Annotated in this window: 29 protein-coding genes; 28 read left to right on the top strand and 1 reads right to left on the bottom strand. The window is 40.4% G+C overall.

From position 1 onward, the window contains the following. The first annotated feature begins 2 nt into the window (after nucleotides 1-2). From rpsS to ACULLH_RS10570, 28 genes are all read left to right on the top strand, one after another. The gene (gene rpsS / locus ACULLH_RS10705) at nucleotides 3-281 is read left to right on the top strand and encodes a 30S ribosomal protein S19 (RefSeq protein WP_106145055.1); all 279 of its coding nucleotides are present in this window, start codon (nucleotides 3-5) and stop codon (nucleotides 279-281) included. 7 nt (nucleotides 282-288) lie between these two features. Beyond that, a complete protein-coding gene (gene rplV / locus ACULLH_RS10700) occupies nucleotides 289-696 on the top strand; it encodes a 50S ribosomal protein L22 (protein ID WP_073181014.1) in 408 nt (135 codons plus the stop codon). Nucleotides 697-705: 9 nt separating this feature from the next. Beyond that, a complete protein-coding gene (gene rpsC, locus ACULLH_RS10695) occupies nucleotides 706-1,422 on the top strand; it encodes a 30S ribosomal protein S3 (protein ID WP_454088731.1) in 717 nt (238 codons plus the stop codon). Nucleotides 1,423-1,442: 20 nt separating this feature from the next. Then, a complete protein-coding gene (gene rplP, locus ACULLH_RS10690) occupies nucleotides 1,443-1,862 on the top strand; it encodes a 50S ribosomal protein L16 (RefSeq protein ID WP_055397052.1) in 420 nt (139 codons plus the stop codon). A gap of 18 nt (nucleotides 1,863-1,880) precedes the next feature. After that, on the top strand, nucleotides 1,881-2,072 hold the full coding sequence (gene rpmC / locus ACULLH_RS10685; protein ID WP_454088730.1) for a 50S ribosomal protein L29: 192 nt from the start codon (nucleotides 1,881-1,883) through the stop codon (nucleotides 2,070-2,072). A gap of 13 nt (nucleotides 2,073-2,085) precedes the next feature. Beyond that, nucleotides 2,086-2,346 (top strand): 30S ribosomal protein S17, encoded by a 261-nt coding sequence (gene rpsQ / locus ACULLH_RS10680; protein WP_136465042.1) that lies wholly within the window; start codon nucleotides 2,086-2,088, stop codon nucleotides 2,344-2,346. A 2-nt stretch (nucleotides 2,347-2,348) separates the two neighbouring features. Beyond that, nucleotides 2,349-2,717 carry a 50S ribosomal protein L14 gene (gene rplN, locus ACULLH_RS10675; protein ID WP_298791435.1) on the top strand — a complete coding sequence of 123 codons (369 nt, stop codon included), beginning with the start codon at nucleotides 2,349-2,351 and terminating at the stop codon, nucleotides 2,715-2,717. A 16-nt stretch (nucleotides 2,718-2,733) separates the two neighbouring features. Next, nucleotides 2,734-3,045, top strand: coding sequence for a 50S ribosomal protein L24 (gene rplX, locus ACULLH_RS10670; RefSeq protein WP_454088729.1), 312 nt, complete (start codon nucleotides 2,734-2,736; stop codon nucleotides 3,043-3,045). A gap of 2 nt (nucleotides 3,046-3,047) precedes the next feature. After that, a complete protein-coding gene (gene rplE, locus ACULLH_RS10665; RefSeq protein ID WP_454088728.1) occupies nucleotides 3,048-3,599 on the top strand; it encodes a 50S ribosomal protein L5 in 552 nt (183 codons plus the stop codon). Between the two features lies 1 nt (nucleotide 3,600). Then, nucleotides 3,601-3,870 (top strand): 30S ribosomal protein S14, encoded by a 270-nt coding sequence (gene rpsN / locus ACULLH_RS10660; RefSeq protein ID WP_116218582.1) that lies wholly within the window; start codon nucleotides 3,601-3,603, stop codon nucleotides 3,868-3,870. A gap of 17 nt (nucleotides 3,871-3,887) precedes the next feature. Then, nucleotides 3,888-4,286, top strand: a complete 399-nt coding sequence (gene rpsH, locus ACULLH_RS10655; protein WP_420320189.1) for a 30S ribosomal protein S8 — start codon at nucleotides 3,888-3,890, stop codon at nucleotides 4,284-4,286. An 18-nt stretch (nucleotides 4,287-4,304) separates the two neighbouring features. Beyond that, nucleotides 4,305-4,847, top strand: coding sequence for a 50S ribosomal protein L6 (gene rplF, locus ACULLH_RS10650; RefSeq protein ID WP_454088727.1), 543 nt, complete (start codon nucleotides 4,305-4,307; stop codon nucleotides 4,845-4,847). 11 nt (nucleotides 4,848-4,858) lie between these two features. Next, nucleotides 4,859-5,212: a 50S ribosomal protein L18 gene (gene rplR / locus ACULLH_RS10645; RefSeq protein ID WP_454088726.1), complete on the top strand. Its 354-nt coding sequence runs from the start codon at nucleotides 4,859-4,861 to the stop codon at nucleotides 5,210-5,212. Between the two features lie 7 nt (nucleotides 5,213-5,219). Continuing rightward, nucleotides 5,220-5,744 carry a 30S ribosomal protein S5 gene (rpsE, locus tag ACULLH_RS10640; RefSeq protein WP_454088725.1) on the top strand — a complete coding sequence of 175 codons (525 nt, stop codon included), beginning with the start codon at nucleotides 5,220-5,222 and terminating at the stop codon, nucleotides 5,742-5,744. Nucleotides 5,745-5,756: 12 nt separating this feature from the next. Beyond that, nucleotides 5,757-5,936: a 50S ribosomal protein L30 gene (rpmD, locus tag ACULLH_RS10635; RefSeq protein ID WP_055397075.1), complete on the top strand. Its 180-nt coding sequence runs from the start codon at nucleotides 5,757-5,759 to the stop codon at nucleotides 5,934-5,936. 13 nt (nucleotides 5,937-5,949) lie between these two features. Beyond that, nucleotides 5,950-6,402, top strand: a complete 453-nt coding sequence (gene rplO, locus ACULLH_RS10630) for a 50S ribosomal protein L15 (RefSeq protein ID WP_454088724.1) — start codon at nucleotides 5,950-5,952, stop codon at nucleotides 6,400-6,402. A gap of 13 nt (nucleotides 6,403-6,415) precedes the next feature. Then, nucleotides 6,416-7,759 carry a preprotein translocase subunit SecY gene (gene secY, locus ACULLH_RS10625; RefSeq protein ID WP_454088723.1) on the top strand — a complete coding sequence of 448 codons (1,344 nt, stop codon included), beginning with the start codon at nucleotides 6,416-6,418 and terminating at the stop codon, nucleotides 7,757-7,759. Nucleotides 7,760-7,762: 3 nt separating this feature from the next. After that, on the top strand, nucleotides 7,763-7,978 hold the full coding sequence (gene infA / locus ACULLH_RS10620; protein ID WP_014031991.1) for a translation initiation factor IF-1: 216 nt from the start codon (nucleotides 7,763-7,765) through the stop codon (nucleotides 7,976-7,978). 5 nt (nucleotides 7,979-7,983) lie between these two features. Next, the gene (gene ykgO / locus ACULLH_RS10615) at nucleotides 7,984-8,100 is read left to right on the top strand and encodes a type B 50S ribosomal protein L36 (RefSeq protein ID WP_013621733.1); all 117 of its coding nucleotides are present in this window, start codon (nucleotides 7,984-7,986) and stop codon (nucleotides 8,098-8,100) included. A 2-nt stretch (nucleotides 8,101-8,102) separates the two neighbouring features. Continuing rightward, complete coding sequence (gene rpsM / locus ACULLH_RS10610; RefSeq protein ID WP_454088722.1) at nucleotides 8,103-8,477, top strand: 30S ribosomal protein S13; 375 nt, start codon at nucleotides 8,103-8,105, stop codon at nucleotides 8,475-8,477. A 96-nt stretch (nucleotides 8,478-8,573) separates the two neighbouring features. Continuing rightward, complete coding sequence (gene rpsK, locus ACULLH_RS10605; protein WP_454088721.1) at nucleotides 8,574-8,966, top strand: 30S ribosomal protein S11; 393 nt, start codon at nucleotides 8,574-8,576, stop codon at nucleotides 8,964-8,966. Between the two features lie 102 nt (nucleotides 8,967-9,068). Beyond that, nucleotides 9,069-9,674 (top strand): 30S ribosomal protein S4, encoded by a 606-nt coding sequence (gene rpsD / locus ACULLH_RS10600; protein WP_454088720.1) that lies wholly within the window; start codon nucleotides 9,069-9,071, stop codon nucleotides 9,672-9,674. A 19-nt stretch (nucleotides 9,675-9,693) separates the two neighbouring features. Beyond that, entirely contained in the window at nucleotides 9,694-10,686 is a 993-nt protein-coding gene (locus ACULLH_RS10595; RefSeq protein WP_097047045.1) for a DNA-directed RNA polymerase subunit alpha, read from the top strand. 73 nt (nucleotides 10,687-10,759) lie between these two features. Continuing rightward, the gene (rplQ, locus tag ACULLH_RS10590; protein WP_454088719.1) at nucleotides 10,760-11,263 is read left to right on the top strand and encodes a 50S ribosomal protein L17; all 504 of its coding nucleotides are present in this window, start codon (nucleotides 10,760-10,762) and stop codon (nucleotides 11,261-11,263) included. 95 nt (nucleotides 11,264-11,358) lie between these two features. Further along, nucleotides 11,359-12,471 carry a glutamine-hydrolyzing carbamoyl-phosphate synthase small subunit gene (gene carA / locus ACULLH_RS10585; protein WP_454088718.1) on the top strand — a complete coding sequence of 371 codons (1,113 nt, stop codon included), beginning with the start codon at nucleotides 11,359-11,361 and terminating at the stop codon, nucleotides 12,469-12,471. A 115-nt stretch (nucleotides 12,472-12,586) separates the two neighbouring features. Further along, a complete protein-coding gene (gene eno, locus ACULLH_RS10580) occupies nucleotides 12,587-13,879 on the top strand; it encodes a phosphopyruvate hydratase (protein ID WP_454088717.1) in 1,293 nt (430 codons plus the stop codon). Nucleotides 13,880-14,002: 123 nt separating this feature from the next. Next, a complete protein-coding gene (locus ACULLH_RS10575; RefSeq protein WP_454088716.1) occupies nucleotides 14,003-15,541 on the top strand; it encodes a glycogen synthase in 1,539 nt (512 codons plus the stop codon). A gap of 130 nt (nucleotides 15,542-15,671) precedes the next feature. Continuing rightward, entirely contained in the window at nucleotides 15,672-16,955 is a 1,284-nt protein-coding gene (locus ACULLH_RS10570; protein WP_454088715.1) for a citrate synthase, read from the top strand. 56 nt (nucleotides 16,956-17,011) lie between these two features. Here ACULLH_RS10570 and ACULLH_RS10565 read toward each other — a convergent pair whose 3' ends face one another. Continuing rightward, entirely contained in the window at nucleotides 17,012-17,479 is a 468-nt protein-coding gene (locus tag ACULLH_RS10565; RefSeq protein ID WP_454088714.1) for a hypothetical protein, read from the bottom strand. Between the last annotated feature and the right edge of the window lie 105 nt (nucleotides 17,480-17,584).

Here is a 17,584-nt window from a genome sequence, read left to right as displayed (position 1 = left end):
AAATGGCACGTTCATTAAAAAAAGGACCTTACGTTCATCATAGTCTGGAGAAGAAAGTCCAGAACAATATAGAGTCAGGTAAGAAAACGGTTATCAAAACATGGTCTAGAGCCTCTATGATAACTCCGGATTTCGTGGGACAAACCATCGCAGTGCACAACGGGAGACAATTTGTTCCTGTATATGTTACTGAAAACATGGTAGGTCACAAGCTTGGGGAATTTTCACCTACACGATCTTTTAGAGGTCACGCAGGAGCTAAAAACAAAGGTAAAAAGTAAGTAAGCTATGGGAGTTCGTAAAAGACAAATGGCCGAAAGGTTAAAAGAAGAGAAAAAGCAGCTTGCTATCGCTAAGTTGAACAACTGCCCAACCTCTCCAAGAAAAATGCGTTTGGTCGCTGATTTGGTTCGAGGAAAGCAGATTGAAATGGCACTGGCTATTTTAAGGTTCAACCCAAAGGAAGCTTCTAGAAAGCTAGAGAAATTATTGCTTTCTGCGATTGCCAACTGGGAAGCCAAGAATGAAGATGCAAGCATTGAGGATGCTGACCTTTATATCAAGGAGATCCGTGTGGATGGTGGTACAATGTTGAAGAGACTTCGTCCCGCGCCACAAGGTAGAGCACACAGAATTAGAAAACGTTCCAACCATGTTACCATGATTTTGGAATCTAACAACAACGTTCAAAGCTAGAGATAAGATATGGGACAAAAGACCAATCCGATAGGAAATCGCTTAGGAATTATCAGAGGATGGGAATCCAACTGGTACGGAGGAAATGATTACGGCGATAAACTTGCTGAGGACGATAAGATAAGAAAGTATGTCCATGCGCGTTTGGCAAAAGCCAGCGTGTCTAGGGTCATCATCGAAAGAACCTTGAAATTGATCACGATTACCATTACCACGGCTAGACCTGGTATCATCATTGGTAAAGGAGGACAAGAGGTTGATAAACTTAAGGAAGAGCTTAAGAAAATTACCAACAAAGAAGTTCAGATCAACATTCACGAGATCAAAAGACCTGAATTGGATGCCAATTTGGTTGCTGCGAGTGTTGCAAGACAGATCGAAAGCAGAATTTCATACCGTCGTGCCATCAAAATGGCCATTGCAGCCGCAATACGTATGAATGCGGAAGGTATCAAAATTCAGATTTCAGGACGTTTGAACGGAGCGGAAATGGCGCGTTCAGAATCTTATAAGGAAGGAAGAATTCCATTATCAACTTTCCGTGCCGATGTGGATTACGCTTTGCAAGAAGCACACACCACTTACGGAAGATTGGGTATCAAGGTTTGGATCATGAAGGGTGAAGTTTACGGAAAAAGAGAACTTTCTCCGTTGGTAGGATTGTCCAAGAGTCAAGGAAAAGGCGACAAACGTGATGGTAAAAAACCACAACGCCGCAGAAAGTAATAAGATAAAGAAAAGGTAAGATGTTACAGCCAAAAAGAACAAAATTTCGTAAAGCCCAGAAGGGACGTATGAAAGGAAACTCCCAGAGAGGTCACCAACTTTCCAATGGAATGTTCGGTATCAAATCTTTGGACTCCCATTTCATTACTTCCCGTCAAATAGAGGCTGCGCGTATTGCTGCGACAAGGTACATGAAAAGGCAAGGTCAGTTGTGGATTAAAATTTTCCCGGACAAGCCTATAACTAAGAAACCTCTTGAAGTACGTATGGGTAAAGGTAAGGGTGCTCCAGAATATTGGGTGGCCGTTGTTAAGCCCGGAAGGATTATGTTCGAGGTAGCAGGGGTTCCTATGGATATCGCAAAGGAAGCTTTAAGGCTTGCTGCACAAAAATTGCCGGTAAAGACCAAGTTTATTGTAGCTAGGGATTATTCCGCTTAATTTTTAATTGGAAAGAAGATGAAACAGTCAGAAATAAAAGAACTTTCAATTGAAGAGCTAAAGGAGAAGTTGGCCGACTTGAAAAAGCAGCATGCTGATTTAAAAATGGCGCATTCAGTTACTCCTTTGGAAAATCCTTTACAGATCAAAAAGACTAGAAGGACAGTAGCAAGACTTGCAACAGAAATAACAAAAAGGGAATTACAATAATTGGTTTTGCCTTATGGAAGATAAAAGAAATTTAAGAAAGGAAAGAATAGGCGTTGTTACCAGTAGCAAAATGGAAAAGTCCATTGTTGTTGCTGAAGTAAAACGAGTAAAGCATCCTATGTACGGTAAGTTCGTTTTGAAGACCAAGAAGTATGTTGCCCATGACGAAAAGAACGATTGCAACGAAGGTGATACCGTTAAAATAATGGAAACCCGACCATTGAGTAAGACAAAGTGCTGGAGATTGGTTGAAATCCTTGAAAGAGCTAAATAATTATGGTACAGCAAGAATCACGATTAAAAGTTGCGGACAATACTGGTGCAAAAGAAGTTTTGACCATCCGTGTGCTTGGAGGAACAAAGAGAAGATATGCTTCTTTAGGAGATAAGATTGTAGTTACCGTTAAGGAAGCTGCCCCTAATGGAACGGTTAAAAAAGGTTCTGTTTCAACCGCAGTTGTGGTTAGAACCAAAAAAGAAGTAAGAAGACCAGATGGTTCTTACATCCGTTTCGACGACAATGCTTGTGTGTTGTTGAACCCAACAGGGGAAATGAGGGGAACCAGGGTTTTTGGACCAGTAGCCAGGGAACTTCGGGATAAGCAGTTCATGAAGATTGTTTCACTAGCTCCAGAGGTGCTTTAAAAGAAATATCAGAGAGATGAAGTTGAAAATAAAAACAGGAGATACAGTTCGAGTTATCACTGGAGACCATAAAGGATCCGAGGGTAAGGTCCTCAAGGTGGATAACGATAAGAACAAAGCCATCGTAGAAGGGGTGAACACTGTATCCAAGCATGAAAAGCCTAGTGCAAAGAATCCTCAGGGAGGAATTGTAAAAAAAGAGGCTCCCATACATATTTCCAATCTTTCGTTGATTGATCCAAAATCTGGCGATGCCACAAGAGTTGGATACGAAGTAAGGGACGGAAAGAAAGTAAGGTTCGCCAAAAAATCCAATGAAGTAATTTAGTTATGAGTTACATTCCAAGATTAAAGCAAGAATATAAGGAGCGTGTGGTTAAAGCACTATCCGAGGAGTTTGGTTACAAAAACGTAATGCAGGTTCCTAAATTGGAAAAAATTGTGGTTAGCCGTGGTGTTGGTGCTGCAGTTTCCGATAAAAAACTTATCGACCATGCCGTGGACGAGCTGACCAATATCACTGGTCAAAAAGCTGTGGCTACAATCTCTAAAAAGGATGTTGCTTCCTTTAAATTGAGAAAAGGAATGCCGATTGGGGCCAAAGTAACGCTTAGAGGTGAGCGCATGTATGAGTTTTTGGACAGATTGATTACTTCTGCCCTTCCTAGGGTAAGGGATTTCCAAGGAGTGAAGGCCAATGGTTTTGACGGACGAGGAAATTACAACCTGGGAGTTACAGAGCAGATCATCTTTCCAGAGATCAATATCGACAAGATCAACAGAATTAACGGTATGGATATCACATTCGTTACTTCTGCTGAAACAGATAAAGAAGCAAAATCATTGTTAACCGAACTGGGAGTACCCTTTAAAAAGAACTAATATGGCTAAGGAATCAATGAAGGCCCGCGAAAGAAAAAGGGCCAAAATGGTTGCAAAATATGCTGAGAAAAGAAAGGCTCTAAAAGAAGCCGGTGATTACGAAGCTTTGCAAAAGCTTCCTAAAAACGCATCTCCGGTGCGTATGCGCAATCGTTGCAAATTGACTGGAAGACCAAGAGGATACATGAGAACATTCGGTATCTCTAGGGTTACTTTCAGGGAGATGGCCAATCAAGGCTTGATTCCAGGAGTTAAAAAAGCAAGTTGGTAAACCGATAAAGAAGAAAAATGCTAACAGATCCAATTTCAGATTATCTGACCAGAGTTAGAAATGCCAGCAGGGCAGGTCACAGGGTGGTTAACGTACCAGCTTCAAACCTAAAAAAGCAAATCACCAAAATATTGTTCGATCAAGGATATATTTTGAGCTACAAGTTTGAAGATGATACCGTTCAAGGAAATATCAAAATAGCCTTGAAATATGACAAGTTTACCAAAGAGCCAGTCATTAAAAAATTGCAAAGGGTTAGTAAGCCAGGTTTGCGTAAATATGCTGGATCAGAGGAATTGCCAAGAGTACTAAACGGTTTGGGTATCGCTATTGTCTCCACTTCCCATGGAGTAATGACAAGCAAGCAGGCCAAACAAGAAAACGTAGGTGGCGAAGTATTGTGCTACGTTTATTAATGTTGAAAAGAAAAGAAAATGTCTAGAATAGGTAACAATCCAATTACAATTCCCGAAGGTGTCACTGTAGAGGTGAACGAGAATGTAGTTACCGTAAAAGGTAAATTGGGTGAATTGACCCAAGAGTTTTCAGGAATTGAAATCAAGGTTGAAGATGGAAGCGTTCAACTTTCAAGACCTTCTGATTCCAAAGAGCATAAAGCCAAGCATGGATTATATCGTGCGCTTATTGCCAATATGACCGCAGGTGTATCCAAAGGATGGACCAAGGAATTGGAATTGGTAGGGGTAGGATACAGGGCAAGTAACCAAGGACAAAAATTGGATTTGGCCTTAGGTTTCTCACACAATATTGTGATGAACATTGCTCCAGAGGTTAAGATTGAGACTATTTCCGAAAAAGGAAAGAACCCAATCATAAAGTTGACATCATACGACAAACAATTGGTAGGACAAGTTGCTGCCAAGATCAGGGCTTTCCGTAAGCCTGAGCCTTACAAAGGAAAAGGAATCAAGTTTGTTGGTGAGCAATTAAGAAGAAAAGCAGGTAAATCAGCATAATTAGTAATACGATGGGATTATCTAAGACTGAAAGAAGATTACGAATCAGAAGAAGAATACGAAAAATTTCTTCTGGGACTGAAGCAAGACCAAGGTTGTCTGTTTTCAGAAGTAACAAAGAGATATATGCTCAATTGATCGATGATGTCAATGGAGTTACTTTAGCAGCTGCATCTTCAAGAGATAAAGATGTAGAGGCCAAAGGAACCAAAACAGAGGTGGCCAACCTTGTTGGGAAGGCAATTGCCGAAAAAGCACTTAAAATAGGTGTTGAGACAGTAGCTTTTGACAGAGGAGGAAGCCTTTATCATGGAAGAGTAAAATCATTGGCTGACGGAGCACGCGAAGCAGGACTAAAATTCTAAATAAACTATGTACCAGAAATACAAGAACGTAGAAATAGTTAAGCCAGGTGGACTGGAGTTGAAAGATCGTTTGGTAGGTGTCCAAAGGGTTACAAAGGTTACCAAAGGTGGTAGAGCATTCGGTTTTTCAGCAATTGTTGTTGTTGGTGACGAGAATGGTGTTGTGGGACATGGTTTAGGAAAGTCCAAAGAAGTTGCTACGGCAATTGCCAAAGCAATCGAGGATGCCAAAAAGAACTTGGTTCGTATTCCTTTGAACAAGGGAACACTTCCACACGAGCAAAAAGGAAAGTACGGAGGAGCTAGAGTTTACATCCAGCCAGCCTCACACGGTACCGGAGTTATTGCAGGTGGAGCCGTTAGAGCGGTATTGGAAGCTGTTGGTGTTCATGATGTATTGTCAAAATCACAGGGGTCTTCCAACCCTCACAATGTTGTAAAGGCAACTTTCGATGCACTTTTACAACTAAGGGATGCAAGAACTGTGGCGAAGCAAAGAGGAATTTCTTTGGAAAAAGTCTTTAAGGGATAAATAAAGGATATTATGTCAAAGATTAAGGTTAAACAAGTAAAGAGCGCCATCAAAAGGACCCAAAACCAAAAAAGGACTTTGGAAGCACTTGGTTTGCGCAAGATTGGGCACGTTGTTGAACACGATGCAACGCCTAATATCCTTGGAATGATAAATAAGGTAAAACACTTGGTTTCCACTGAGGAAGCTTAAAATATAACGGTACATGGATTTACATAATCTTAAACCAGCAGAAGGCGCTGTAAACAGAGACGGAAAACGCTTAGGAAGAGGCCAAGCCTCTGGTAAGGGTGGAACTGCCGCAAGAGGTCATAAAGGTGCCAAGTCCAGATCTGGATACTCTAAAAAGATTGGTTTCGAAGGTGGTCAAATGCCTTTGCAGCGTAGGGTTCCAAAATTTGGATTCAAAAACATCAACAGAAAGGAATACCAAGGGATCAATTTGAGCAAATTGCAAGAATTGGTCGACAAAGGTGTAGCTAAGAAGGAAGTGACGTTGGAGATGCTTATTGAAAACAGATTGGCACACAAAAACGACTTGGTAAAGATTTTGGGTGATGGTGAATTAAAAGCCGCCCTAAAAGTATCTGTTCATAAATTTACTGCTTCTGCAAAAGCAGCAATCGAGGCCGCAGGAGGTGAAGCAATAAGCTTATAAGGAAAAATAAAGCATGAAGAAATTTATTGAGACCATATCAAATATTTGGAAGATCGAAGAGCTAAGGCAACGAATCATCATTACCTTAGGTCTACTATTGGTATACCGTTTTGGTGCACAAGTTGTTCTTCCTGGTATTGATACTTCCCAATTGGCACAATTGAGTGATGCTACTGGAGAAGGAATTCTTGGATTACTAAATGCTTTTACTGGAGGTGCGTTCGCTAACGCATCCGTTTTTGCTTTGGGGATTATGCCCTATATCTCTGCGTCCATTGTGGTGCAGTTGATGGGAATCGCAATTCCATATTTGCAAAAGCTTCAGAAAGAAGGAGAAAGTGGTAGAAAGACCATTAACCAGATTACACGTTGGTTGACCATAGCAATTTGTATTGTTCAGGCACCGGCTTACTTATTTGGTTTGGGAGCACTGGGAGTTCCGGATAGTGCCTTCATATTGGGCAAAGGATTGGATTTCATTGTTCCAGCGGTAATCATCTTGGTTACAGGATGTGTATTTGCAATGTGGTTGGGTGAAAAAATTACTGATAAAGGTATCGGAAATGGTATTTCACTTTTGATCATGATCGGTATCATCGCTACAATGCCGCAATCATTTGTTCAGGAATTTATCTCTAGGACCACAAACAATACTGGAGGTATCATGTTCATTTTGATTGAGGTGATCATCTGGTTCTTGGTAATCTTGGCCAGTGTGTTGTTGGTAATGGCCGTAAGACAGATTCCGGTACAGTATGCAAGAAGAACGGCTTCTGGAGGATATGAAAAGAACGTAATGGGATCTAGACAGTACATTCCATTAAAGTTGAATGCCTCTGGGGTAATGCCTATCATCTTCGCGCAAGCTATCATGTTTGCCCCAAGTTTGTTGGGTAGAACTTTTAATAATACTGCTGTTGGACAATGGATGGAAGTCCAATTTGCCGATATTTTCGGATTGGCTTACAACATATTGTTCGCAGTATTGATCATAATATTCACTTATTTCTACACGGCGATTACCGTTCCTACGAACAAAATGGCCGATGATTTGAAAAGAAGTGGAGGTTTCATTCCAGGAATAAGACCTGGTAAGGAAACTGGAGATTACTTGGATAAGATAATGTCGTTGATCACATTCCCTGGTTCCATTTTCTTGGCGCTATTGGCAGTTTTACCGGCGGTAGTGGTTAAGTTGATGGATGTACAGGCAGGTTGGGCATTGTTTTATGGAGGAACGTCACTATTGATTATGGTGGGCGTAGCTATTGACACCGTACAACAAGTAAATTCTTATTTGTTGAACAGACATTACGATGGTTTGATGAAAACCGGTAAAAATAGAAAAGTAGCATAATTTATGGCAAAGCAGCCAGCAATAGAACAAGACGGAACTATAATTGAAGCATTGTCCAACGCAATGTTTAGAGTTGAATTAGAGAACGGTCATGTTGTTACGGCACACATCTCTGGGAAAATGCGCATGCATTACATCAAATTGCTTCCGGGCGATAAGGTAAAGCTAGAGATGAGTCCATATGATTTAACAAAAGCAAGAATTACTTATAGATACTAATTACGATGAAAGTAAGAGCATCAATAAAGAAGAGAAGTGCCGAATGCAAGATAGTTCGCAGAAAAGGCAGATTATACGTAATCAACAAAAAGAATCCTAGATTTAAACAAAGACAAGGGTAATTATGGCAAGAATTGCAGGTGTAGATATACCTAAACAAAAGCGTGGAGTTATTTCACTTACCTACATTTACGGAATTGGTAAAAGTAGGGCCCAACAGATTTTGGAAAGAGCCCAAGTAAGTGAGGATACTAAAGTTTCTGATTGGAATGACGATGAAATAGGAAGAATCCGTGAAGCGGTTTCCTCGTACACTATTGAAGGTGAACTTCGTTCAGAAACGCAATTGAACATCAAGCGTTTGATGGATATCGGTTGTTACCGTGGAATTCGTCACAGATCAGGATTGCCGTTAAGAGGTCAACGCACCAAAAACAACTCTAGGACTAGAAAAGGAAAAAGAAAAACGGTTGCTAACAAGAAGAAAGCAACTAAATAATTTTAGTAAATAGTATGCAGTAGTTAGTGGTCAGTTGTCAGTGGTACCAAAGAAAACCACCAACAACAAACAACTAACAACCAATAACATAAGAATATGGCAAAGGCAAGTACTAAAACAACCAAAAAGCGCAAGGTAGTTGTAGAATCTACAGGTGAGGCACATGTTACCGCATCGTTCAACAACATCATCATTTCTTTGACCAATAAAAAAGGAGATGTGATCTCTTGGTCTTCTGCAGGTAAACTAGGTTTCAGGGGTTCTAAAAAGAACACTCCTTACGCTGCCCAAGTTGCTGCCGAGGATTGTGCAAAAGTAGCGCACGAAGCTGGCCTTAGAAAAGTAAAGGTTTACGTAAAAGGACCTGGAAATGGTAGAGAATCTGCGATTCGTTCTATCCACAACTCAGGTATCGAGGTTACTGAGATCATCGATGTTACCCCACTACCGCACAACGGTTGTAGACCACCAAAAAGAAGAAGAGTTTAATTAATAATCATAATGGGCCCAAATAGGGTCTTCACGAAGGTGCAACATAGATTATCGAAGGATAAGCCTTAATTCATAATCGCACTTTCAAAACTAAAGAAGATGGCAAGATACACAGGACCAACATCAAAGATCGCCAGAAAGTTTGGCGAAGCGATTTTCGGAGACGATAAAGCTTTCGAAAAGAAAAGTTACCCTCCAGGACAGCACGGAAACAACAGACGTCGTGGAAAAAAGTCGGAATATGCGATCCAGTTGATGGAGAAGCAAAAAGCCAAGTATACCTATGGTATTTTGGAAAGACAATTTAGAAACCTTTTTGACAAGGCCAACCGAAGCAAAGGAGTTACCGGTGAGGTTTTGCTTCAATTGTGCGAGTCACGTTTGGATAACGTGGTGTACAGAATGGGAATTGCCCCATCGAGAAGAGGTGCCCGTCAGTTGGTATCCCACAGACACATTACCGTAAACGGCGAGATTGTAAATATTCCGTCCTATTCCCTTAAAGCTGGTGACGTTGTTGCCATTAGGGAAAAATCAAAATCTGTTCAGGCCATAAACGATTCTTTGGCCAATAACAGCAGTGTTTACGAATGGATTACATGGAATTCAGAAAAGAAAGAAGGTACATACGTTACCATTCCTGAAAGAATGCAGATTCCTGAGAATATCAAGGAACAATTAATAGTCGAGTTATACTCTAAATAAAATCAACATTAGTCCAATTATGGCATTACTTAATTTTCAGAAGCCCGATAAAGTTATAATGATCGATTCAACAGATTTCGAAGGGAAATTTGAATTTCGCCCTTTGGAACCTGGTTATGGATTAACAGTTGGGAATGCGTTGAGAAGAGTGCTACTTTCCTCTTTGGAAGGTTTTGCAATAACTTCTGTTCGTATCGATGGAGTTGAACATGAGTTTTCTGTTATCCCTGGCGTTGTTGAAGACGTAACGGAAATGATATTGAACCTTAAGCAGGTTCGTTTCAAAAGACAGATTGACGATGTTGAGAGCGAGACAGTTTCTGTATCCGTTAGCGGAAAAGAACAATTGACCGCTGGCGATTTCCAAAAATTCATCTCAGGGTACCAAGTACTGAACCCTGATTTGGTTATCTGTAATATGGACCCCAAGGTAAGTATTAACCTTGAGGTTATTATTGAAAAAGGTCGTGGTTATGTTCCTGCTGAGGAAAACAAAAAATCCAATGCCCCTCTAGGTAGCATTGCGGTTGATTCCGTTTACACTCCTGTAAAGAACGTAAAATACAGCATCGAGAACTTTAGGGTAGAACAAAAGACAGATTATGAAAAATTGGTGTTTGAAATCATCACTGATGGTTCTATCCACCCAAAAGATGCTTTGACCGAAGCTGCAAAGGTTCTTATTCATCACTTTATGTTGTTCTCTGATGAGCGTATTACATTGGAAGCCGATGAGATTGCGCAAACTGAGACCTATGATGAGGAATCATTGCACATGCGTCAGTTGTTGAAGACCAAGTTGGTTGACATGGACTTGTCCGTAAGGGCATTGAACTGTCTTAAAGCTGCCGAAGTTGACACTTTGGGAGATTTGGTTTCCTTCAACAAAAACGATTTGATGAAGTTCAGAAACTTTGGTAAAAAATCATTGACGGAATTGGAAGAGTTGGTAATCAACAAAGGACTTCAATTTGGAATGGATTTGTCAAAATATAAATTAGACAAAGATTAGTAATCATATTTTGCTCTCCCTTCTACAGAATTATTAAATAGGGATTTGGTAGCAAGATGATAATATAAATACAATGCGACACGGAAAGAAATTTAACCACTTAGGAAGAACAGCTGCCCATAGAAAGGCAATGTTGGCCAATATGGCCAGTTCCCTAATAGAACATAAAAGAATCAATACTACCGTTGCCAAGGCAAAGGCTTTGAAACAGTTCGTTGAACCGTTGATTACCAAAGCAAAAACTGAAAACAACCAGACTACCGAAAAAGGTACGCACAATAGAAGGATTGTTTTTAGTAGCCTTAGAAATAAGCACGCTGTAACCGAACTTTTCAGCACAGTAGCTGAGAAGGTAGGTGACAGACCAGGAGGATACACCCGAATCATCAAGTTGGGGAATCGTCTTGGGGACAACGCTGACATGGCAATGATAGAATTGGTCGATTTCAACGAATTGTACAACGCAGGTAAGCCAGCTAAGAAATCTACTCGAAGAAGTAGAAGAGGAGGTGGTAAAAAAGCCGCAGCAGCAGCACCTGTAGCTGAAACAGTCAAAACAGACGATTCAGAAGAATAAAGGATGTTAATTACTATTGAATTACTGATAAAAGGATAAGTGAAAACTTATCCTTTTTTTATGTTTTTTTGTCAAACCGAAATTAAAAAAGCGCAATGAAGTATCAATCAAAGAAAAGGGCACTAGTACTTTTGGCCGATGGCACTATTTTTTATGGAAAGGCTGTGGGTGATAAAGAAGGCACTGCAGTAGGAGAGGTATGTTTCAATACTGGGATGACCGGTTATCAAGAAATCTTCACCGACCCATCTTACTTTGGACAAATAATGGTGGCCACCAACGCCCATATTGGCAATTATGGCACCAATGTCGATGAGGTCGAATCCGATTCCATTAAAATCGCTGGACTTATTGTTAAAAATTTTAGCTACGAATATTCAAGACCCAATGCGGATATGGGCCTTCTGGAGTTCTTGGATAAAAACAACCTTTTTGCCATATCTGATGTAGATACAAGGGCATTGGTGAGCTACATTCGGGATAACGGCGCCATGAACGCTTTGATATCCACACGTGTGGATGAAATAGATGCTTTAAAGGAAGAACTGAAAAAAGTACCAAGCATGGAAGGTTTGGAACTTGCTTCCAAAGTTTCTACCAAGGAACCGTATTATTTTGGGGAGGAAAATGCTGAGATTAAAATTTCGGCCTTGGATATTGGAATAAAAAAGAACATCCTAAGGAATCTTGCCAAAAGAGGTGCCTATATCAAGGTGTTTCCGTACAACACCCCATTTGAGGAAATGAAAAAATGGAATCCTGATGGGTATTTTGTATCCAACGGCCCTGGGGATCCAGAACCCTTGAAAGACGCAATTGCAGCTACAAAACAAATGATAGATTCGGATAAGCCACTATTCGGAATTTGTCTTGGGCACCAAGTATTAGCTCTGGCAAATGGCGTATCCACCTATAAGATGCACAACGGACATAGAGGAATCAACCATCCAATCCTAAACTTGGTTACGGGCAAAGGTGAGATAACCTCTCAAAATCACGGTTTTGCCGTGAACCGTGAAGACACTGAGGCAAATCCAGATTTGGAGATTACACACGTGCATTTGAACGATGATACGGTGGCTGGAATTAAAATGAAAGGAAAGGAAGTATTCTCAGTACAGTACCACCCAGAAGCCAGTCCTGGACCGCATGATGCCGACTATTTGTTCGACCAGTTTTTTGAGGCTATCAAAACTAGCAGAAACTAAATCGTTGTAGGTTATTTTTACGTTATTGTTAATGTTTCATGCTGATTTTCATGAAATTCTAACGCGCTCCTTTCGTATCTTTGCCGAATTAAATTTCAACCATAAATAATAGCAAATGAGCATTATTATCAACATTCATGCAAGACAAATTTTAGACTCAAGAGGTAATCCAACTGTTGAGGTAGATGTAGTTACCGAAAATGGAGTTCTCGGCAGGGCTGCTGTCCCTTCTGGCGCTTCTACTGGAGAGCATGAGGCTGTTGAGCTAAGAGATGGTGGAGATTCGTTTATGGGGAAAGGAGTAGGCCAGGCCGTAAACAATGTCAACACCACCATTGCTGAGGAATTGGTAGGAACATCGGTTTTTGAGCAAAACCATATTGATGACACAATGATTGCCTTGGATGGCACTCCAAATAAATCAAAACTTGGTGCAAACGCTATTTTGGGTGTTTCCCTGGCAGTGGCGAAAGCTGCCGCCAACGAGTTGGGTATGCCATTATATCGCTACGTTGGAGGTGTTAGCGCAAACACACTTCCCGTGCCTATGATGAACATCATCAACGGTGGATCGCATTCAGATGCTCCAATTGCTTTTCAAGAATTTATGGTGATGCCCGTGAAGGCAAAAGATTTTAGTCATTCCATGCAAATGGGAACAGAAATCTTCCACAACCTTAAAAAGGTATTACACGATAGAGGTTTGAGCACAGCGGTTGGCGACGAAGGAGGATTTGCCCCAACCTTGGAAGGAGGAACTGAAGATGCTTTGGATACTATAGCCAAAGCCGTGGAGAAAGCCGGATATACATTGGGTGATGATGTAATGATTGCATTGGATTGTGCTTCTGCGGAGTTCTATGTTGATGGAAAGTATGACTACACCAAGTTTGAAGGTGATAAAGGAAAAGTAAGGACTTCGGAAGAGCAGGCGCAATATTTGGCGGACCTATGTGAAAAATATCCGATCATCTCAATAGAGGATGGAATGGATGAGAACGATTGGGACGGTTGGAAAATGTTGACCGATAAAGTTGGGGATAAAGTACAATTGGTAGGTGATGATTTGTTTGTGACCAATGTGGAAAGATTGTCAAGAGGAATTGAAAATGGGATTGCAAATTCAATTCTTATCAAAGTGAATCAGATTGGAACACTTTCAGAAACCATTGCTGCAGTGAACATGGCCAAAAATGCCGGATATACCTCTGTAATGTCCCATAGGTCGGGAGAAACCGAAGATAATACCATCGCCGATTTGGCGGTAGCCTTGAATACTGGACAGATTAAAACAGGTTCAGCTTCTCGAAGTGATAGAATGGCTAAATACAATCAATTACTAAGAATCGAAGAAGAGTTGGGTAGTACAGCATATTATCCCCAGGAAAAAGCATTCAAGGTAAATTAATTGATAATGATTTGATAGTATATAAAAAGCCTTTCCGAAACGTGAAAGGCTTTTTTTTGCTTCTACAATAAACTTTGGTTAATTTAATTCAGTAAACCAAATAGAACCAAGCAAAACTAACCTATGAACAATTTTCTTTTCGTTGCTGCGGAAAATGATGCTTTGGCCAATTGCAAGGCAGGTGGAATGGGTGATGTAGTAAGGGACGTCCCCCGTCAAATTTCCGAACATGGTGATAAGGTACATGTTGTGGTACCTTCTTATGGACGCTTACACCAAGAAGGCCTCTTTAAGACCAATTTGAGCTTCAACCTCAGAGGACTTAAATACACCGCAGAGCTTTACGAGGTAAAACCTAAGAAGGAATTCCCAAATATTGTGCATTATGTGTTGCACCATCCGGAGATCGAAGCAGGTGATATCGCACATATTTATCACAACGATCCTGAAGAACCTTTTTATACCGATGCTATAAAGTATTTCATTTTTTGCGCGGCTGTGGCTGAAGCTATCAAAAAGGGCTCATTTGGAAATATAGATATTATCCATTTACATGATTGGCACTCAAGTTTACTGCTGTTTTTAAGGGAATATCACAAGGAATACCAAAACCTAAAGGATATTAGAATTGTTTACAGCATCCACAATTTGGCCATTCAAGGAATTCGGCCATTTGATGACAACTACTCTTCCTTAAAAAACTGGTTCCCTGATGTTGTTTTCGATTATAAGGCATTGATGGATTACCGTTATCAAGATTGTATCAATCTGATGGCTGTGGGAATTCGTTTTGCCGACGCGGTTCACACCGTTTCCCCATCCTACAAAGAGGATGTGATGCTACCGAGCTCTCCACCGGAATTTATCGGTGGCGAAGGCCTGGAAAAAGACCTGTTGAAAGCCGATAATGAAGAGAGATTGTTCGGGATCCTCAATGGGTGCAATTATAAAAACATCAACAAGGAGGAAAAAGGCTTTATCTATCGAAATACGGTAAAGGCTATTTTCAGATGGTTGCAAGAGGAATCCAAAAAATATAAGGCCGACTTTTTGGCCCATACTGGAGAGAAGATCATGGAATTCGTGGATAATAGGCCAAAATTCATTGTTTCTAGTGTGGCAAGATTAACAGAGCAAAAGTTTTACTTTTTTAAACGATCGCCTGAAGCCTTTGTTCAAATTCTGAAGAAATTGGAAAAGGTGGATGGGATTTTCATGTTGTTGGGAACTGGGGCGCCGGAGTATGAGGAACTCTTCAGAAAACTCAGTTATGAGCATAAAAACTTTGTTTTTACCAACGGTCAATCGGAAAATCTGATTGACTCCATTTATCTGGAGTCTGACTTGTATTTCATGCCAAGCCTTTTTGAACCCTGTGGAATCAGTCAGATGCTGTCCATGCGAAACGGAAATCCATGTTTGGTCCATCATACAGGGGGACTTAAGGATACCGTGACCCATATGAAGACCGGATTCAGTTTTGATGGAGCTACCTATGATGAAAAAATAAAGAACATGCTCGATGTCTTTGACCTTGCCTTGGATATTTATAAGAACGATAAACCTGCTTGGAAAAAAATTCAATCGGCGGCCAAGAAAAAGCGCTTTACCTGGAAAAAATCAGTAGATAATTATTATAAATATTTATACAATTTGCAGTAAACTGCCCTTAAAATTTTCGACCTACAAATAGTATAGTTAACAATACCATAAATGCGGCCGGTAAATTGTTAATGCCTATGCTTTTTCGTAAATTTCCGGTTCTATTTTTACTAATCTTTTAAACCATAAAATGTCTGACAAAGCAATACTTGAATATGAAGGTGAAAAATACGAGCTCCCAGTTATAAAAGGTACTGAGGATGAATTGGCGATTGATATAAAAGCCCTGAGGGCAGCCAGTGGAATGGTAACCATAGATCCAGGGTATAAAAATACTGGCTCGTGTGAGAGTGCCATTACTTTTTTGGACGGTGAAAAAGGGATTTTACGTTATCGCGGGTATTCCATAGAAGATCTGGCAGAAAAAGCTGATTTTCTTGAAGTTGCCTACCTTCTAATTTTTGGTGAACTACCAAACAAGGAACAGCTTACAGCATTTCATAATGATATTAAGGAAGAATCACACGTAGATGAGGAAATGAAAAAGATATTGGATGGCTTTCCGAAATCTGCCCATCCAATGGGTGTTTTGTCTTCACTTACTAGTGCTTTAGTAGCTTTTAACCCTACTTCGGTTGATGTTTCTTCGGAAGCGGCCATGTACCACTCCATCGTTCGCATCCTGGCCAAGTTTCCAGTGTTGGTTGCTTGGGCGCAAAGAAAGAAAAAAGGGCTTCCATTAGATTATGGTGATGATAACCTCGGCTATGTAGAGAACATCCATAAAATGATGTTCAAAAAGCCAAATCAAGAATATAAAAAAGATACCATTGCCATTGATGCTTTGGACAAGTTATTGATTTTGCACGCAGATCATGAGCAAAATTGCTCGACTTCCACGGTACGTATTGTGGGATCTTCGCATGCAGGGCTTTTTGCTTCTCTTTCAGCTGGTATTTCCGCATTATGGGGACCTCTGCATGGTGGAGCCAATCAAGCGGTTTTGGAGATGTTGGAGGCTATTCAGGCAGATGGAGGGGATACCAAAAAATATATGGCCAAGGCCAAAGACAAAAATGACCCATTTAGATTAATGGGCTTTGGGCATAGAGTATACAAGAATTTCGACCCTAGAGCGAGGATTATTAAAAAATCTGCTGACGAAGTATTGGGCAGTTTAGGAATTGAAGACCCCATTTTGGACATAGCCAAAGGATTGGAAAAAGAAGCGTTGGAAGACGAATACTTCGTAAAAAGAAAATTATACCCTAATGTTGATTTCTATTCAGGAATCATATATCGCGCACTGGGGATCCCTACAGAGATGTTTACCGTAATGTTTGCCTTGGGTAGGCTGCCCGGTTGGATTGCCCAATGGAGAGAGATGAGATTACGCGGCGAACCCATAGGAAGACCTCGTCAAATTTATGTAGGCGAAAACCATAGACCATTTGTGGGTGTGGATAAAAGATAGTTTAGAAATAATAGATAATTTAAAAAAGGGCAATCAGAGATGATTGCCCTTTTTCGTCACCTCTTGGCAACCCTTCCAAAAGAACCTGAGTTGAGCTTCTTGTCTCGGTCATAGCATATGTTCATGATTCCCTTGTTGTAGTACTTTTTGATTGCCGATAAGGAGTCCGTATCCATTAGTTTTTTGCATCTCAAGAATTCGTTGTGCAAAAATTCATGGGCGTCAATGGTATTTAGGTTCTTAATGGTTGAGTCCAACGAAAGTTCATATTTTTCCAAGCACTGATTGATATCTTCAAAAAGGACATCATTTTGCAACGTTTGCATATCGATATTCCCAAAATCCAAATTTGAAACATCGTCGATGTTAATACAGTCCGAATACTTTATCTGATGTTCTGGGGTCTTACTTTTTTCCGAGCTTAATGTCTCCGAAAAGTCAATTTTAGGAGGAAATTTGTTCATGGACAACAGACCGATACTGATCAGTGCAATGAAACAGAATGGAAGGACAATTTTCTTCATCCCAAAAAAGCTTTTTCCTTGTTTAAATGTAAGGAATATGGACTAAATTCGCACGGTTTTAAGGCAGTTTTTTTAGAACTTATTGAATTTTAACTAGTTAAAAAT

The sequence above is a fragment of the Flagellimonas sp. 2504JD4-2 genome, from assembly GCF_053642935.1.
Note: the sequence above shows the minus strand (reverse complement) of the source record. Positions and strands in the feature narration are given on the sequence as shown.

Excerpts from the sequence above, each read along its gene's own strand:
- rpsS (WP_106145055.1), top strand. The coding sequence starts at position 3 with ATGGCACGTTCATTAAAAAAAGGACCTTACGTTCATCATAGTCTGGAG.
- rplV (WP_073181014.1), top strand. The coding sequence starts at position 289 with ATGGGAGTTCGTAAAAGACAAATGGCCGAAAGGTTAAAAGAAGAGAAA.
- rpsC (WP_454088731.1), top strand. The coding sequence starts at position 706 with ATGGGACAAAAGACCAATCCGATAGGAAATCGCTTAGGAATTATCAGA.
- rplP (WP_055397052.1), top strand. The coding sequence starts at position 1,443 with ATGTTACAGCCAAAAAGAACAAAATTTCGTAAAGCCCAGAAGGGACGT.
- rpmC (WP_454088730.1), top strand. The coding sequence starts at position 1,881 with ATGAAACAGTCAGAAATAAAAGAACTTTCAATTGAAGAGCTAAAGGAG.
- rpsQ (WP_136465042.1), top strand. The coding sequence starts at position 2,086 with ATGGAAGATAAAAGAAATTTAAGAAAGGAAAGAATAGGCGTTGTTACC.
- rplN (WP_298791435.1), top strand. The coding sequence starts at position 2,349 with ATGGTACAGCAAGAATCACGATTAAAAGTTGCGGACAATACTGGTGCA.
- rplX (WP_454088729.1), top strand. The coding sequence starts at position 2,734 with ATGAAGTTGAAAATAAAAACAGGAGATACAGTTCGAGTTATCACTGGA.
- rplE (WP_454088728.1), top strand. The coding sequence starts at position 3,048 with ATGAGTTACATTCCAAGATTAAAGCAAGAATATAAGGAGCGTGTGGTT.
- rpsN (WP_116218582.1), top strand. The coding sequence starts at position 3,601 with ATGGCTAAGGAATCAATGAAGGCCCGCGAAAGAAAAAGGGCCAAAATG.
- rpsH (WP_420320189.1), top strand. The coding sequence starts at position 3,888 with ATGCTAACAGATCCAATTTCAGATTATCTGACCAGAGTTAGAAATGCC.
- rplF (WP_454088727.1), top strand. The coding sequence starts at position 4,305 with ATGTCTAGAATAGGTAACAATCCAATTACAATTCCCGAAGGTGTCACT.
- rplR (WP_454088726.1), top strand. The coding sequence starts at position 4,859 with ATGGGATTATCTAAGACTGAAAGAAGATTACGAATCAGAAGAAGAATA.
- rpsE (WP_454088725.1), top strand. The coding sequence starts at position 5,220 with ATGTACCAGAAATACAAGAACGTAGAAATAGTTAAGCCAGGTGGACTG.
- rpmD (WP_055397075.1), top strand. The coding sequence starts at position 5,757 with ATGTCAAAGATTAAGGTTAAACAAGTAAAGAGCGCCATCAAAAGGACC.
- rplO (WP_454088724.1), top strand. The coding sequence starts at position 5,950 with ATGGATTTACATAATCTTAAACCAGCAGAAGGCGCTGTAAACAGAGAC.
- secY (WP_454088723.1), top strand. The coding sequence starts at position 6,416 with ATGAAGAAATTTATTGAGACCATATCAAATATTTGGAAGATCGAAGAG.
- infA (WP_014031991.1), top strand. The coding sequence starts at position 7,763 with ATGGCAAAGCAGCCAGCAATAGAACAAGACGGAACTATAATTGAAGCA.
- ykgO (WP_013621733.1), top strand. The coding sequence starts at position 7,984 with ATGAAAGTAAGAGCATCAATAAAGAAGAGAAGTGCCGAATGCAAGATA.
- rpsM (WP_454088722.1), top strand. The coding sequence starts at position 8,103 with ATGGCAAGAATTGCAGGTGTAGATATACCTAAACAAAAGCGTGGAGTT.
- rpsK (WP_454088721.1), top strand. The coding sequence starts at position 8,574 with ATGGCAAAGGCAAGTACTAAAACAACCAAAAAGCGCAAGGTAGTTGTA.
- rpsD (WP_454088720.1), top strand. The coding sequence starts at position 9,069 with ATGGCAAGATACACAGGACCAACATCAAAGATCGCCAGAAAGTTTGGC.
- ACULLH_RS10595 (WP_097047045.1), top strand. The coding sequence starts at position 9,694 with ATGGCATTACTTAATTTTCAGAAGCCCGATAAAGTTATAATGATCGAT.
- rplQ (WP_454088719.1), top strand. The coding sequence starts at position 10,760 with ATGCGACACGGAAAGAAATTTAACCACTTAGGAAGAACAGCTGCCCAT.
- carA (WP_454088718.1), top strand. The coding sequence starts at position 11,359 with ATGAAGTATCAATCAAAGAAAAGGGCACTAGTACTTTTGGCCGATGGC.
- eno (WP_454088717.1), top strand. The coding sequence starts at position 12,587 with ATGAGCATTATTATCAACATTCATGCAAGACAAATTTTAGACTCAAGA.
- ACULLH_RS10575 (WP_454088716.1), top strand. The coding sequence starts at position 14,003 with ATGAACAATTTTCTTTTCGTTGCTGCGGAAAATGATGCTTTGGCCAAT.
- ACULLH_RS10570 (WP_454088715.1), top strand. The coding sequence starts at position 15,672 with ATGTCTGACAAAGCAATACTTGAATATGAAGGTGAAAAATACGAGCTC.
- ACULLH_RS10565 (WP_454088714.1), bottom strand. The coding sequence starts at position 17,479 with ATGAAGAAAATTGTCCTTCCATTCTGTTTCATTGCACTGATCAGTATC.